The organism is Mesorhizobium onobrychidis, from assembly GCF_024707545.1.
Classification (GTDB): domain Bacteria; phylum Pseudomonadota; class Alphaproteobacteria; order Rhizobiales; family Rhizobiaceae; genus Mesorhizobium; species Mesorhizobium onobrychidis.
Genome location: NZ_CP062229.1, coordinates 5240868 through 5253743, shown reverse-complemented (window position 1 = coordinate 5253743; position 12876 = coordinate 5240868). Strand labels below are relative to the sequence as shown.

General features: G+C 63.9%; 11 protein-coding genes and 1 pseudogene. 7 read left to right on the top strand and 5 right to left on the bottom strand.

Translation table 11 applies throughout. The features are described 5' to 3' along the window. Window positions 1-27 precede the first annotated feature (27 nt). On the bottom strand, window positions 28-639 hold the full coding sequence (locus tag IHQ72_RS26185) for an LOG family protein (protein ID WP_258118206.1): 612 nt from the start codon (window positions 637-639) through the stop codon (window positions 28-30). Between the two features lie 147 nt (window positions 640-786). On the opposite strand from IHQ72_RS26185, the gene IHQ72_RS26180 reads away from it, so the two are divergent. From IHQ72_RS26180 to IHQ72_RS26170, 3 genes are all read left to right on the top strand, one after another. Further along, complete coding sequence (locus IHQ72_RS26180; RefSeq protein WP_258118205.1) at window positions 787-2163, top strand: LysM peptidoglycan-binding domain-containing protein; 1377 nt, start codon at window positions 787-789, stop codon at window positions 2161-2163. Window positions 2164-2227: 64 nt separating this feature from the next. After that, the gene (locus IHQ72_RS26175) at window positions 2228-2554 is read left to right on the top strand and encodes an ArsR/SmtB family transcription factor (RefSeq protein ID WP_258118203.1); all 327 of its coding nucleotides are present in this window, start codon (window positions 2228-2230) and stop codon (window positions 2552-2554) included. A 79-nt stretch (window positions 2555-2633) separates the two neighbouring features. After that, complete coding sequence (locus tag IHQ72_RS26170; protein ID WP_258118202.1) at window positions 2634-4520, top strand: ABCB family ABC transporter ATP-binding protein/permease; 1887 nt, start codon at window positions 2634-2636, stop codon at window positions 4518-4520. Window positions 4521-4523: 3 nt separating this feature from the next. Here IHQ72_RS26170 and IHQ72_RS26165 read toward each other — a convergent pair whose 3' ends face one another. After that, a complete protein-coding gene (locus IHQ72_RS26165) occupies window positions 4524-5396 on the bottom strand; it encodes an SMP-30/gluconolactonase/LRE family protein (RefSeq protein WP_258118201.1) in 873 nt (290 codons plus the stop codon). Window positions 5397-5653: 257 nt separating this feature from the next. Between IHQ72_RS26165 and IHQ72_RS26160 the strand changes: the two genes are divergently transcribed. The 3 genes from IHQ72_RS26160 (at window position 5654) to IHQ72_RS26150 (ending at window position 7700) form a co-directional block, all read left to right on the top strand. Then, window positions 5654-6352 carry a phosphatidylserine decarboxylase gene (locus IHQ72_RS26160; RefSeq protein WP_258118200.1) on the top strand — a complete coding sequence of 233 codons (699 nt, stop codon included), beginning with the start codon at window positions 5654-5656 and terminating at the stop codon, window positions 6350-6352. A 3-nt stretch (window positions 6353-6355) separates the two neighbouring features. Beyond that, window positions 6356-7171 carry a CDP-diacylglycerol--serine O-phosphatidyltransferase gene (gene pssA / locus IHQ72_RS26155; protein ID WP_258118199.1) on the top strand — a complete coding sequence of 272 codons (816 nt, stop codon included), beginning with the start codon at window positions 6356-6358 and terminating at the stop codon, window positions 7169-7171. A 265-nt stretch (window positions 7172-7436) separates the two neighbouring features. Next, the gene (locus IHQ72_RS26150; protein ID WP_258118198.1) at window positions 7437-7700 is read left to right on the top strand and encodes a hypothetical protein; all 264 of its coding nucleotides are present in this window, start codon (window positions 7437-7439) and stop codon (window positions 7698-7700) included. 3 nt (window positions 7701-7703) lie between these two features. Here the strand turns inward: IHQ72_RS26150 and IHQ72_RS26145 are convergent, their stop codons facing one another. Both IHQ72_RS26145 and IHQ72_RS26140 read right to left on the bottom strand, forming a co-directional pair. Further along, on the bottom strand, window positions 7704-9926 hold the full coding sequence (locus IHQ72_RS26145; RefSeq protein ID WP_258118197.1) for an AMP-binding protein: 2223 nt from the start codon (window positions 9924-9926) through the stop codon (window positions 7704-7706). Window positions 9927-10101: 175 nt separating this feature from the next. Continuing rightward, window positions 10102-10508, bottom strand: a pseudogene (locus IHQ72_RS26140) (tautomerase family protein). Window positions 10509-10628: 120 nt separating this feature from the next. Between IHQ72_RS26140 and IHQ72_RS26135 the strand changes: the two are divergent. Continuing rightward, window positions 10629-11492: a LysR substrate-binding domain-containing protein gene (locus IHQ72_RS26135; RefSeq protein ID WP_258118196.1), complete on the top strand. Its 864-nt coding sequence runs from the start codon at window positions 10629-10631 to the stop codon at window positions 11490-11492. Window positions 11493-11644: 152 nt separating this feature from the next. Here IHQ72_RS26135 and IHQ72_RS26130 read toward each other — a convergent pair whose 3' ends face one another. Beyond that, complete coding sequence (locus IHQ72_RS26130; protein WP_258118195.1) at window positions 11645-12520, bottom strand: DMT family transporter; 876 nt, start codon at window positions 12518-12520, stop codon at window positions 11645-11647. Window positions 12521-12876 lie beyond the last annotated feature (356 nt).

Below are 12876 nucleotides of genomic sequence, written 5' to 3'. Positions count from 1 at the left end.
TTCGTGTGACGGTTTCTTGACAGCGGCTCAAAGCCTGTCGATCACCGACTGCACGCCTTCGGTCGGTGCGTCGACCGATGATCCGGCGACCATGATGGCGGCGACGATCGCTTCCGGATCGTCGACCACCAGCGGCTTGACCCGCTGGGCGGTGTGGATGAAGCCTTCGGCCATCATATGGTCGAGCAGCGCCAGCATCGGATCCCAGAATCCCCCAACGTTGCCGAAGACGATCGGTTTGCGATGATGGCCGAGCTGGCCCCAGGTCATGATCTCGATGATTTCCTCGACCGTGCCGATGCCGCCAGGCAGCGCCACAAAGGCGTCGGATTTCTCGAACATCGTATGTTTACGCTCGTGCATGTTGTCGGTGATCACGAGCTCGTCGAGCCGGTTAAGCGCGGCTTCGGTGGCCTCCCTGTTGATCAGGAAGCGCGGAATGATGCCCGTCACCTTGCCGCCAGCCCGCAACGCCCCGTCGGCAACGGCTCCCATGATGCCCCTGGTGCCGCCGCCATAGATCAGACGCAGGCCGGACTTGGCGATCGAACGCCCAAGCAGGTGTCCGGCCTTGGCATAGGTTTCATCGCGGCCTGGAGACGAGCCGCAATAGACGCAGATGGATCGAATCGTGTTCATGAGATGATTGGTGATTGGGTCTTTATTCGCGGTCAAGCCCGGGCGGGTTTTTTCTTGTCGGCCCACTTATTCTTTGTCGGCCCCTTTTTCTTGTCGGTTTGGGCAAAACAGGCTAGACCGGCATTAGGTGGCTAAGGGCAGGGAAATATGACGATTAATCCATTGAAGGCGCTTTTGTTCGCCGTCGGCGGCTCCGTCGCCGCGGCGGGAACCGCCTATGTGTCGGGCGCGCTCGACCCATATCTCAATCGCGCGCCACCGGCGGAAGTGGCATCGCTGACGCCGCCGGTGAAGGAGCCGGCCGAGCCGGGGACCGATGGACCGCCTCCGCCCGCGCCGGCCACAGATGCGATGGCACCGGCAGCGCCGGCCACGGCCGATGCGGTCGCGCCGACCTTCGATATTGTTCGGGTCGAGATCAAGGGCTCTATCGTCGTCGCCGGCAATGCCGCACCCAACGCCAAGGTCGAGATTCTCAACGGTTCGACGGTTCTCGGCTCGACGGTCGCCGGTGCCGATGGCGCTTTTGCCATCGTTCTCGACGATCCGCTGAAACCCGGCGATTACACGATCGCGCTGCGTTCAATGACCGGCAATGTCGTGACCCCCTCTGCGCAGACAGCCGTCGTCTCGATTCCCCAGAGTCCTGCTGGCCAGGTGCTGGCGATGATCGAAGAACCCGGCAAGCCGTCCGAACTGCTCACGGTTCCGGCGCCCGAGACAAAGCCTGAAGGCCCTGCCGGCGACAAGGCGGCCGCTCCGGCTGCCGAGGATCCCGCTGCCGCAGCACCGGCCCCAGGCGCACCGGCTGCCACGGCGCCGGCCACGGTCGAAGCCGTCCCCGCGCCGGCTCCGGACGTGCCGGTCGCACCGGCAACACCAGCTGCAGGGCCAAAGATCGTCGTCGAAGCGATCGAGATCGACGGCAACAAGATCTTCGTCGCCGGGCTCGCCGATCCAGGCCGCAAGGTGCGCGCCTATGCCAACGACATCTTGCTCGGCGACGCGAAAACTTCGCCCGACGGCCACTTCCTGGTCGAGGCGACGCGCAACATTCCGGTCGGCACCTACACCATCCATGTCGACGCACTCGATGCCGACGGGGTCAAGGTGGTGGCCCGTGCCGCCGTGCCGTTCGAGCGCGAGCCGGGCGAGTCGGTCGCCGCCGTGGCGCCCGCCGAGCAGAAGCCTGCCACGCCACCCGCCGCCGGGGACGCGACCGCGCCTGCTCCACCTGCCACATCGGCTGAAATTCCCGAGACAGTGGCGCCCCAGCTCGAACACGCCGACAGCACCGTTATTATCCGCCGCCACGATACGCTGTGGCAGATCTCGCGGCGCGTCTATGGCCAAGGCGTGCGCTACTCGACCATCTACCTCGCCAACCAGGATCAGATCAGGAATCCAGACCGCATCTGGCCGGGGCAGGTGTTCAAGGTCCCGGAAAAATCGCAGGAAGGCGAAGCCGCCAACCTCAAGGCGATGGGCGACCAGATGACGACCGCCCCGACAAAGGCTGATTAGAAATCCTTTTCTTCTTTTGCGGGCTCTTGCGGAAAGTTCGTTCATCGTTTATCGCCGATAGACGATGAACGATCCCTTGACCGAGAAGACCTGTGGCTTCGCCGACAGCCAGTCCGTCGCCGCGAAGCTCGCCGCGCTTTCGCATCCGGCGCGGATCGAGATCCTCAGGCATCTGTCAGCCAGCCGCTCCTGCTGCTGCCGCGAGGTCGTCGACCATCTCGACCTGGCGCAGTCCACCGTTTCGCAGCACCTGAAGATATTGGTCGAGGCCGGGCTGGTCCGCTACGAGCCGGACCGGCAACGCTCGCGCTATGAAGTCGACAGCGATGCGCTCGCCGATGTTTCCGCATCGCTGGCCGCGCTCGTCAATTCGTGCTGCTCCGGCCGCTAGGTCATGATCCCGAAAAGTGGACGCCGGTTTTCGGAAAAGATGATGGTCAAGCAATAAGAAAATACGAAAAGGCAATAAAATGGCCGAAAAAACTGTCTCCGCCGATTCTGGCTCGACCTTCAAGACGTTGCGTAATCTGTGGCCCTACATGTGGCCGGCCGACCGTGCCGACCTCCGGGCGCGGGTGGTGTGGGCGACAGTGCTGCTGGTCGTCGCCAAGCTGACACTGGTTGCCGGCCCGTATTTCTTCAAATGGGCGACCGATGCGCTGGCTGGCGACGCCAAGTCGGTGCCGCCGCTGCCGGCCTTCTTGCTGGCGCCAGTCATGCTGGTCATCGCCTACAATGTCGTGCGGCTGGTGCAGCTAGGCTTCAACCAGTTGCGCGACGCGCTGTTTGCCCGCGTCGGACAATATGCGGTGCGCCAGCTCGCCTTCCGCACCTTCATCCACATGCATCGACTGTCGCTGCGCTTCCATCTCGAGCGCCGCACCGGCGGCCTGTCGCGCATCATCGAGCGCGGCACCAAGGGCATCGAGACGATCGTCCGCTTCACCGTGCTCAACACCTTGCCGACTATCCTCGAATTCGCGCTGACAGCCGGCATCTTCGCCGTCACCTATGGCTGGAAATACGTGGCTGTGGTGGCGGTGACGGTCTGGTTCTACATCTGGTTCACCATCAGGGCGAGCGACTGGCGCATCGTCATTCGCCGCGACATGAACGACAGCGACACCGACGCCAGCACCAAGGCGATCGACTCGCTGCTCAATTTTGAGACGGTCAAATATTTCAACAACGAGAGCATGGAAGCTGAACGCTTCGACCGATCGATGGCGCGTTACGAGATTGCCGCCACCAGGATATGGACCTCGCTCGGCTGGCTGAACTTCGGCCAGGGCATCATCTTCGGTCTCGGCACGGTTATCGTCATGTGCCTTTCGGCGCTGGAGGTGCAGGCTGGTACGCAGACGGTTGGCGACTTCGTCTTCATCAACGCCATGCTAATCCAGCTTTCGGTGCCACTCAATTTCATCGGCTTCATCTATCGCGAAATCCGCCAGGGCCTGACCGACATCGAGCAGATGTTCGATCTGCTCGATGTGCCGCAGGAGATCGTCGACAAGCCGGGTGCCAAGCCGCTGGTCGTCGGCGCCGGCAAGGTCGAGTTCCGCGACGTGCAGTTTTCCTACGATCCCAACCGCAAGATCCTGAAAGGCATCAGCTTCGAAGTGCCGACCGGCAAGACGGTTGCCATTGTCGGACCGTCGGGCGCCGGCAAGTCGACCATTTCGCGGCTCCTGTTCCGCTTTTACGACATCCAGGGCGGCAAGATTCTGATCGATGGCCAGGACATTCGCGACGTGACTCAGGAGAGCCTGCGCGCGGCGATCGGCATGGTGCCGCAGGACACCGTGCTGTTCAACGACACCATCGCCTACAACATCCGCTACGGCCGCGTCGATGCCAGCGAGGAGGATGTGCGCAAGGCGGCAGAACTCGCTCAGATCGGGCCATTCATCGAGCGGCTGCCCGACGGCTACCGTTCGATGGTCGGAGAGCGCGGGCTGAAACTGTCCGGCGGTGAGAAGCAGCGCGTGGCGATCGCCCGCACCATTTTGAAGGCGCCGCCGATCCTGATGCTCGACGAGGCGACCTCGGCTCTCGACAGCCATACCGAACAGGAGATCCAGGCGGCGCTCGACCTCGTCAGTAAGGGCCGCACGACCATCGTCATCGCCCACCGGCTGTCGACGGTGATTTCGGCCGACGAGATCATCGTGCTGCAGGACGGCCAGATCGCCGAGCGTGGCACGCATGCCGCCTTGATGCGCAAGGCCGGTCTGTACGCGTCGATGTGGGACCGCCAGCGTGAGGCAACCGAGGCCGAGGAGCGGCTGCGCATTGCTCGCGAGCGCGACGAGTTCGGCGTCGTCGTCCGCCGCCGCCCCTCGGAAGTGTCGTAGCCCTTATGGCCAGCCGGCGCCCGGTGCGGAAGCCTCGATGCTGAGCACCTGGCCGGTGCGGGCATCGCTGATCATGTGTTCGAAGCCGCGCCATTCGGCGGCGACGATGAACAGTGTCTTGCCGTCGGCGCCGCCGAGCATGCAGGCAAAGCAGCCGCGATCGGCATCAACGCTTTCGAGCATTGCGCTGCCTTCGCGCACGCGCACGCAATGCCGGTTGGGCACGTCGGCATACCAGATAGCGCCTTCGGCATCGAGACAGATGCCGTCGGGAAAGCCGTTGCCGAGGTCGGCCCATCGCCGCCGGTTGGCGAGGCTGCCATCGGCGGCGATGTCGAAGGCGGTTAGCCTGTTGGCGTGGGATTCAGCGACGATCAGCGTTTTGTTGTCAGGCGTCACCGCCATCCCGTTGGCGAAGGCGATCTTGTCCGCCACCTGCCGCACCGACCCGTCCGGCGCAATCAGCACGATGGTGCCGGGGCTGAAATGCTGGCCGGGAGCCGGCGCCGGCCCACCGCCATTGATGTAGATGTTGCCGCGCCCGTCGACGACGATCTCATTCCAAGGGCTCGTTGAAAAACCCCGCAGATCGGCGTGGGTGGCCAGCGTACCGTCTGCTTCTTGCCGCAGCACCAACCCCTCACGCCCGCAGACGACGACCAGGCGACCGTCCGGCAGCCAGTCGATCGAATAGGGCAGGGTGGCCGGCACAGTGAGCATGACCTCACTGTTGCCGTCGGCATCGACGGCGATGATCTGGCCGGTTCCCCAGTTGCAGAACCAAAGCCTGCCATCATGCCAGCGCGGCGACTCGCCGAACGCCAGACCGTTCATCACGACATTTGCTTCTTTGGCTGCTAATTTCTGCGACGGCATTGCGGGCTCCCAGGTTTCGTGCCGTAGGCGCCCCACTCGGCCGATATAAAGCGCCTCTCACCAAGGACGGGCGAGGATGCCGCGCGCCGACAACTGCGACGGTTTTTTCGCAAAGGCCGGATCGGTTCCAATATGCGTGAACCGGATACGTGCCCCAACGCAACCGCCGCCGAACCGGCTTTCGCTCATTGTTGCGTTGCGGCCACAGGGTGTTTCCGCTATTGAGGCCGGACCTGAAACTAGGCTGTTTCCATTCCATGGACCTCGTCGACACGATCAAGAAAACGTTCGTTGCGATCCATCGCGAAGGCTATCCGTTTATCGCCGCCTTCGCAGCGGTGACGCTTTTCCTCGGCTATTTCTCTTCGATCCTGTTTTGGGTCTGCCTGATCCTGACCGCCTGGTGCGTCTATTTCTTCCGCGATCCCGAGCGCGTCACGCCTGTCGACGACCGGCTGGTGGTGAGCCCAGCCGACGGCATCATCACGGCGGTCGGTCCGGCCGTGCCGCCGCGCGAACTTGGCCTCGGCGGCGGCGAGATGACCCGCATCTCGGTGTTCATGGACGTCTTTTCCTGCCACGTGAACCGGGCGCCGGTGCGCGGCCGCATCACAAGGATCGAGCATCGGCCGGGCCAGTTCCTCAACGCTGCACTCGACAAGGCGAGCGCCGACAACGAGCGCAACGGCCTGGTCATCGACAGCCCCAACGGCACGGTGGCCGCGGTGCAGATCGCCGGCCTGGTGGCGCGGCGCATCGTCTGCTGGGCCGAGACCGGCGGCGCGATCGGCATCGGCGAGCGCTTTGGGCTGATCCGCTTCGGCTCGCGCGTCGACGTATTCCTGCCGTCGGCCGCAACGCCGCGTGTCGCCGTCGGCCAGACCGCGGTCGGTGGCGAAACCATACTGGCCGAATTCGGCGGCATTGCCGCAACGCCGCTCGTGCGGGTGTCCTGAGCCGTGGGCGCGCCGTTCAAGAAATTCGAGGCGCATGGCAGCGGCGGTCCGCGCATCCATGAAATCCCGATGCGCATGGTGCTGCCCAATCTCGTCACCGTGCTCGCCATCTGCGCCGGCCTGTCCGGCATCCGCTTCGGCTTCGAAGGCCGTTTCGAACCGGCAGTGGTGATGGTGCTGCTCGCCGCCTTCCTCGACGGCATCGATGGCCGCCTGGCGCGGATGCTGAAGGCGACGTCCAAATTCGGCGCGCAGATGGATTCGCTGGCCGACATCGTCAATTTCGGCGTAGCTCCCGCGCTGGTGCTCTATGCCTTCCTGCTCGACCAGGCCGGCTCGCCGGGCTGGATTGCCGCGCTCCTGTTCACCATCGCCTGCGGGCTGAGACTCGCTCGCTTCAACGTGCTCGACGAAGAAACAGATCGCCCGCAGTGGCAAACCGAGTATTTCGTCGGCGTGCCGGCGCCGGCGGGTGCAGTGCTGGTGATGCTGCCGCTTTATCTGTACTTCCTGCGGCTTGGTGTGGAGCCGACCCGCCCTGCCGCCTTCGTCGCTGGCGGCTTCACCGTTCTGGTCGCCTTCCTGCTGGTCAGCCGGCTGCCGGTCTATTCCGGCAAGAGCCTGAAAGTCCCGGGCGACAAGGTGCTGCCGATCATCCTCGGCGTCGTCCTCTATATCCTGCTTTTGATGACCTACCCCTGGTACACGCTGACAGCGTCGGTCGCCGGCTATCTGCTGTTCCTGCCGTTCAGCGTGCGCGCCTATTCCAGGCGCGCCAAGCGCGAGGGCGAGAAGGTGCCGCCTTCAGACATCGGCTGACAGGCCTGTCGCCAATTCGCTCCGACGGTCACCTCGAGCATTTGCAGCCAAGTGGAATCACTTGGCGTCGCAGAAACGCAGCTAAAACAAATAGATAGAGCGGGATGCCCAGTTCAATTCGGACGCATCCCGCTCTAGCGGGAACCTGCCGGGCATCTTGACCGTTTTGTCTCAGCGGGCGAGGCGAGCGACCTCGCGAAGCGCCTTGCTACCAACCTCTCAAGTTGCTGTGCCAGGCGCAGGAGCTGAAGAAGAGGGAGGAGAAATGGCTGTCGTTCTCATTGGTGCGTTGCTTATTGTCGCTGGCGTTGTGTACATGGCTGGCGCAGTCCTATGGCGCGGGCGGCTCAGCGATCCGGCACCTGTTCGCGCGGCGCCCGATCGCTCGACGCCAAATCTCGCAACGCCGGGCCCGACACTTGAGCCGCGGCGGCGCGGACTCGGTTTCCTTGGCCTGTCGCAGAACTGGCCGGGCCTGCTGATGATGGCGGTCGGGTTCATCCTGCTGTTGTCAGTGGTGGTCCTCTAAGCGCTAAGCTGCCGCGCTGAGCCCCAGCCGGTCAATCGCCAGCTTGCGGGTCGAGACATAGTCGGTCTTGCCTGAACCCAGCACCGGGATTTCCTCCACCTTGACGATGTCGTTCGGCACCATCAAATCGGCGGCACCGGCTTGTCTGCCGAATTTGCGCAATTCATCGGGGTCGGCGTCATCAGCGGTGGTGACCAGCACGATGCGCTCGCCGCGGCGCCTGTCCGGCACCGCCACCACAGCGTGGTGCTCTTCCGGCCATAGCGACTGCACCAGCATCTCGACTGCGCCCAGCGACACCATCTCGCCGGCGATCTTGGCGAAGCGCTTGGCCCGGCCGCGAATGGTGATGAAGCCTTCGCGGTCGACCGAAACGATGTCGCCGCTATCGTGCCAGCCGTCGAGCGGTTGCAATTCGCCGGGCCTATCTGATGTCATGTAGCCCATCATCAAATTCGGCCCGTCGAGCCACAACCGTCCGGCGCCGCTAATGCCCTCGACCGGCTCGAGCTTCATGCGCATGGCCGGCAACAGCCGCCCGACCGTGCCGTCGCGGCCGTGGATGGCGGTATTGACGGCAACGACTGGTGACGCCTCGGTCAGCCCGAAACCCTCAATGATCTCGGCCTGAAAACGCTCTCGGTAGACGCGGCGTGTCTCCGGTTTCACCGCCTCGGCGCCGGCGACGATGAAGCGCAGGCTGGAAAAATCGCCGTCCTTGGCGGTGCGCGCATAGTTGGCGAGGAACGTGTCGGTGCCGAACATGACGGTCGGCCTTGCCTTGCGTGCGACCTCGGGGATCAGCTTGTAGTGGAGCGGCGAGGGATAGAGAAATAGTTTCACTCCGGTGACCAGCGGCAGGATGGTGCCGCCGGTGAGCCCGAACGAGTGGAACACCGGCAGCACGTTGAGCAGGATATCGGCCGGTGAGATGGTGATGCGGGCTTCGGCCTGCATGGCGTTGACGAGAAGGTTCCTGTGCGACAGCACCACCGCCTTGGGCGTGCCTTCCGAGCCTGAAGTGAACAGGATCACCGCTGGCTTGGCGGCATTCTGCGGCTGCTGCGGCCAGCGCCACAGCAAGGCGGCAGCGAGCTTGTCCAGTACGGTTACGCTGGCCCGCACATCCTCCAGCCACAACAGCTTGGCGCCGCCTTCTTCTACCGCCGCGACGATGTCAGCGAGGCTGGCCTTGTCGACAAAGGCGCGCGACGAGACCACGGTGCGGATCTCCGCCGTGCGCACGGCGGCGGTCACGCTGGCCGGGCCTGCGGTGTAGTTGATCATCGCCGCCACCCGGCTCGCCGACAACAGGCCAATGAGCGACAGCACGACGCCATTGGCGTTGGGCAGCAGCAGTCCAACCGCTTCGCCCGGCGCCGTCACCGCCTCGAAGCGGCGGCCCAGCACCCGCGCGCCGATGAACAGCTTTCTGTAGTTCAGCGTGCCGCTGACCACGTCTTCGACGATAGGATGCGAGGCGCCGACACGGTCGGCGGCGTCGCGTATGGCGAGAAACAGGCCGCGGTTAAGATCGCTGCCGAAAAGGCGGGCTTCGGAGACACGGTCGAACAGCGCATTGGTGTTCGAGGACTGATCAGGATTTCGTGCCACCAGCTCGGCGATGGTCATTGGCTCCAGCACGCTGATCGACAGAAGGGGAAACCAGCGCCGCGGCGCCTTGTCCGCCGGCGTCAGCGATACCGGCAGGGTGCGCGCGCCGGCGACGAAGATCGGGACGATGCGGGCGTCGGCCTGCATGGCGATGCGGGTGACGGCGCGAAACAGGCGAAATGTCTTGATATCAGGCTCGACCGCATCCGGCAGATAGACGGCAAGGCGGCCCTTGCCCTTCAGCACCCGCACCAGCCGGCGGCTGACGAAGACATGCTCGGCGTTGAAAGCGATGGTGCGGCCAAGCTCGCGCCATGGTTCGAGCCAGGGCGATCGCGCCGAGACCTCGTCGAGGATGTGCAGCGTGTCTTCCGGCAGCAGTGACAGCATCAGCGCCGGTTCGAGACGCGACTGGTGCGAAATAACGTAAATGACCGGGGCGGCTGTTCTGCGGGCGATCTTGATACGATCATCGGCGACCCGGTAGGCGAGCTTGAACGGCACGTAGAGCAGCGCCTGGGTGAAGCGCAGGCCGAGGCGGAATTTTTCCACCACGGCGATCAGCAGCCAAGCCGCGACGAGGCCCGCAAGCAGCGCCAGTGTCAGGGTCATGCCGCGTCTCTCCCAACAGATTCTCACGTCGCGGCTCTTTCCTGGCCGCTTCAATGAGAACCTAGACGAAGTGGGCTCAACGTCAATGCTGCTCAACCAGGGCTGGCTGCAGGCCTTTTACGCTTCACCGTCGCTAATATGACTTGCGGGATGAGCGTGGGCTGAACGGCGCCCTTCAAGCCGCTTTCAACCTCCCGCTGATGAAACGGAATTCCTGCGTCTTGCCGCCATAGCCATAGGCGGCGGCCGGCACTTCGTGCACGAAGGCGTAGCTTTCTTCGTGCATCTCACCCAGCAAGCGGCCAAAGGCGGCGAAGATCGCCTTGAGATAGGCTTCCAGCTCGAGCTTGGTGTTGGTGCCGTCGACCACCTTTATGTCGAGCCAGAAGGTCTTGGCGCCGTGCTCGGCCAGCGACTTGGCGCCGGCGAACCAGTGCTGAGGGTCGAGATAGGATATGGCACCGCGGTGATGGTCGGATCCTTGCGCAGATGCATTGCGGTCAGTTCGGTCACCTCCCTGGCTATGGTGGCGGACAGAGCGGCATCGGGCCTGCCGGTGACGCTGACATTGATGATCGGCATTTCTCTTCTCCTAGTCTTTTCTCCTGAGGGGGCGTCTCGCGCTGCTGGGAAAACCATGTCACGGCTTTAGCGTCAAAAAAATCGAATTGTTTTAGATAAACACTTCGATATAACTGAATTATGCAGACGCTCGACGCCGATCTCCTCAAAACCTTTCTCGCCTTCGTCGACAGCGGCTCGCTGGCGCAGGCAGCATCGATCGTCGGTCGCTCGCCTTCGGCGGTGACGGCGCAGATGCAGCGGCTGGAGGATATTGTCGGCGAACTGCTTTTGGTGCCGCAGGGGCGGGCCCGCGTCCTAACGCCGGCCGGGGAGGATCTGGTCGGCCACGCACGGCGTATCCTGGCAGTGCATCGCGAGGCGTGGCTGGCCCTCAAGGGCGTGCGAGCCGATGGGCGCGTGGCCATAGGCACGACACAAGATTTCGCCGACAGCGGCCTGCCGGATTTGCTCAGGGCCTTCGCCGTGAGTCATCCACGCGTCAGGATCGAATTGCGCGTCGGCCGCTCCGCCGAATTGGCGCAGGCGCTGCAATCCGGCACCCTCGATCTGGCGATTGCCATGCGCCGAGCGCCGGCGCCGGACGAAGTCGGCGTGCTCCGCGAGCCGATGATGTGGCTCTGTTCGCAAAAGGGGCTGGTCTCGCGCCAGGACGAGGTGCCGCTGGCACTGCTTGACCCGCATTGCGGCTTTCGCGAAGCGGCTATCACGGCACTTGATGCGGTTGGCCGCCGCTACCGCATCGCCGCCGGCAGTGCCAGCCTGGCCGGGCTGCGCACGGCGGTGAATGCCGGCATTGCTCTGACGCTGCGGACGGCGCGCTTTGCCCATTCCGGCATCGTCGAGGCACCGCACGACCTTGGCCTGCCGCCGGTTCCCATCGCCGAGTTCGCCATCCGGCTGCGGCAGGATGCCGAGCCCCCGGCACAGCATCTGGCTGCGCTGTTCAGCAGCAACCTTGCCTTGGCAGGGGCACCAAGCTGATTCGCAAAAAGAAAAAGCCGACCTTGCGGTCGGCTCTAGGTTAGACGGGCCGAGGGGTTTGGGGGGACTTGGGGGTGACCCGTCGAACCCAACAATGCCTGAACCCGATGATGGTTCCATGACTTTACAAATTTATTTCAGGGCAGTTTTTCTCAGGCAGAGCGCTGCCTCGCCACGTGCCAGTCGCGCCCGGCATGGGCGAACACAGCGCAGAGCACGATGGCGCCGCCGATCATGCTGGCGGCCGGTGGGACCTCGGCCAGGAACAGGAAGGCGAACAGGATCGCGAACGGTACTTCAGCGGAACCCAGCAGGCCGGATTCGGCTGCCGGGATGAGCCGTGCGCTCTCCGTCCACAGAATAGAGGCCAGCGCGAAGGACGTGCCGAAGGTGACGAGCAGCACTGCGTCTCTGGCCGAAACCGCCAGCGGATCGGTGACGAACCAGCCGAGCACGAACAAAAGAAACGCCGACACCGCTCCGGCCCACACCACAGGCGTGTCGCGGAAAGCGCGCACCATGATCATGTAGAGCGCGCTGCCGATAGTCATCAGCAGCGCCAGCCCGTCGCCGAACAGATGGCCGGTACCGAAGCCGGACCAGACCATGATCGCCACACCGCTGAGCGACACGGCGGCGGCGGCAAGCGTCTGCAGTCGGAAGCGCTCACGGACCAGCATGAAGGCAAGCAGTGCGGTGACGAAGGGCGCGGTGGCGTAGATGATCGCGACATTGGCGACGAAGGTGAATTTGAACGCTGAGATGAAGGCGATGCTGGCCAGCGCGCCCTCGATCGCCAGCAGCCAGCCGCGCCAGCCGAGACGCAGGCTTTCACGCCTGCCGGAACGGCGGCGGCGCCAAAGCACATAGAGAGTGATCAGGATCGAGCCGACGAAGCCGCGCCAGCAGGTGATGGTCAGCGGGTCGGCATAGATCGACTTGGTCAATACGCCGGTGAGGCCGAACACCGCCGCCGACGCCGAAACCAGGATGATGCCAAGGGTGCGCTCGGCGGCGGTGTCAGGCATGGTTAGGGATCCCGTCATGTCACCAGACTATGCTGCCTTGTCCTGACACCATACTGTCAGCAGGGGTTTTGCCACATCCTACAGCCGTCTGCGGGAATGTTCGTTGCCGATGATCAGCAGGCCGGCCGCGACGATCAGGGTCAGGGCGTACGTTACACGGGCAGAACCCTGCGCGGTGCTGCGCCAGCGGCGAGCTTGCGTTGGGGCAGGGCTGGCGGCGAGGGCATCCCGTCCGGCCGATGCGGCTGAACAGGGCTTAGCTGCGCAGTCTATTCATCTCATCAAGCCGATGTGTCAGTTCGACACGAAGGACCATCCCTCTCCCACGGCTCCTGCGAAACACACCGCTAACATCC

Excerpts from the sequence above, each read along its gene's own strand:
- IHQ72_RS26185 (WP_258118206.1), bottom strand. The coding sequence starts at position 639 with ATGAACACGATTCGATCCATCTGCGTCTATTGCGGCTCGTCTCCAGGC.
- IHQ72_RS26180 (WP_258118205.1), top strand. The coding sequence starts at position 787 with ATGACGATTAATCCATTGAAGGCGCTTTTGTTCGCCGTCGGCGGCTCC.
- IHQ72_RS26175 (WP_258118203.1), top strand. The coding sequence starts at position 2,228 with ATGAACGATCCCTTGACCGAGAAGACCTGTGGCTTCGCCGACAGCCAG.
- IHQ72_RS26170 (WP_258118202.1), top strand. The coding sequence starts at position 2,634 with ATGGCCGAAAAAACTGTCTCCGCCGATTCTGGCTCGACCTTCAAGACG.
- IHQ72_RS26165 (WP_258118201.1), bottom strand. The coding sequence starts at position 5,396 with ATGCCGTCGCAGAAATTAGCAGCCAAAGAAGCAAATGTCGTGATGAAC.
- IHQ72_RS26160 (WP_258118200.1), top strand. The coding sequence starts at position 5,654 with ATGGACCTCGTCGACACGATCAAGAAAACGTTCGTTGCGATCCATCGC.
- IHQ72_RS26150 (WP_258118198.1), top strand. The coding sequence starts at position 7,437 with ATGGCTGTCGTTCTCATTGGTGCGTTGCTTATTGTCGCTGGCGTTGTG.
- IHQ72_RS26145 (WP_258118197.1), bottom strand. The coding sequence starts at position 9,926 with ATGACCCTGACACTGGCGCTGCTTGCGGGCCTCGTCGCGGCTTGGCTG.
- IHQ72_RS26135 (WP_258118196.1), top strand. The coding sequence starts at position 10,629 with ATGCAGACGCTCGACGCCGATCTCCTCAAAACCTTTCTCGCCTTCGTC.
- IHQ72_RS26130 (WP_258118195.1), bottom strand. The coding sequence starts at position 12,520 with ATGCCTGACACCGCCGCCGAGCGCACCCTTGGCATCATCCTGGTTTCG.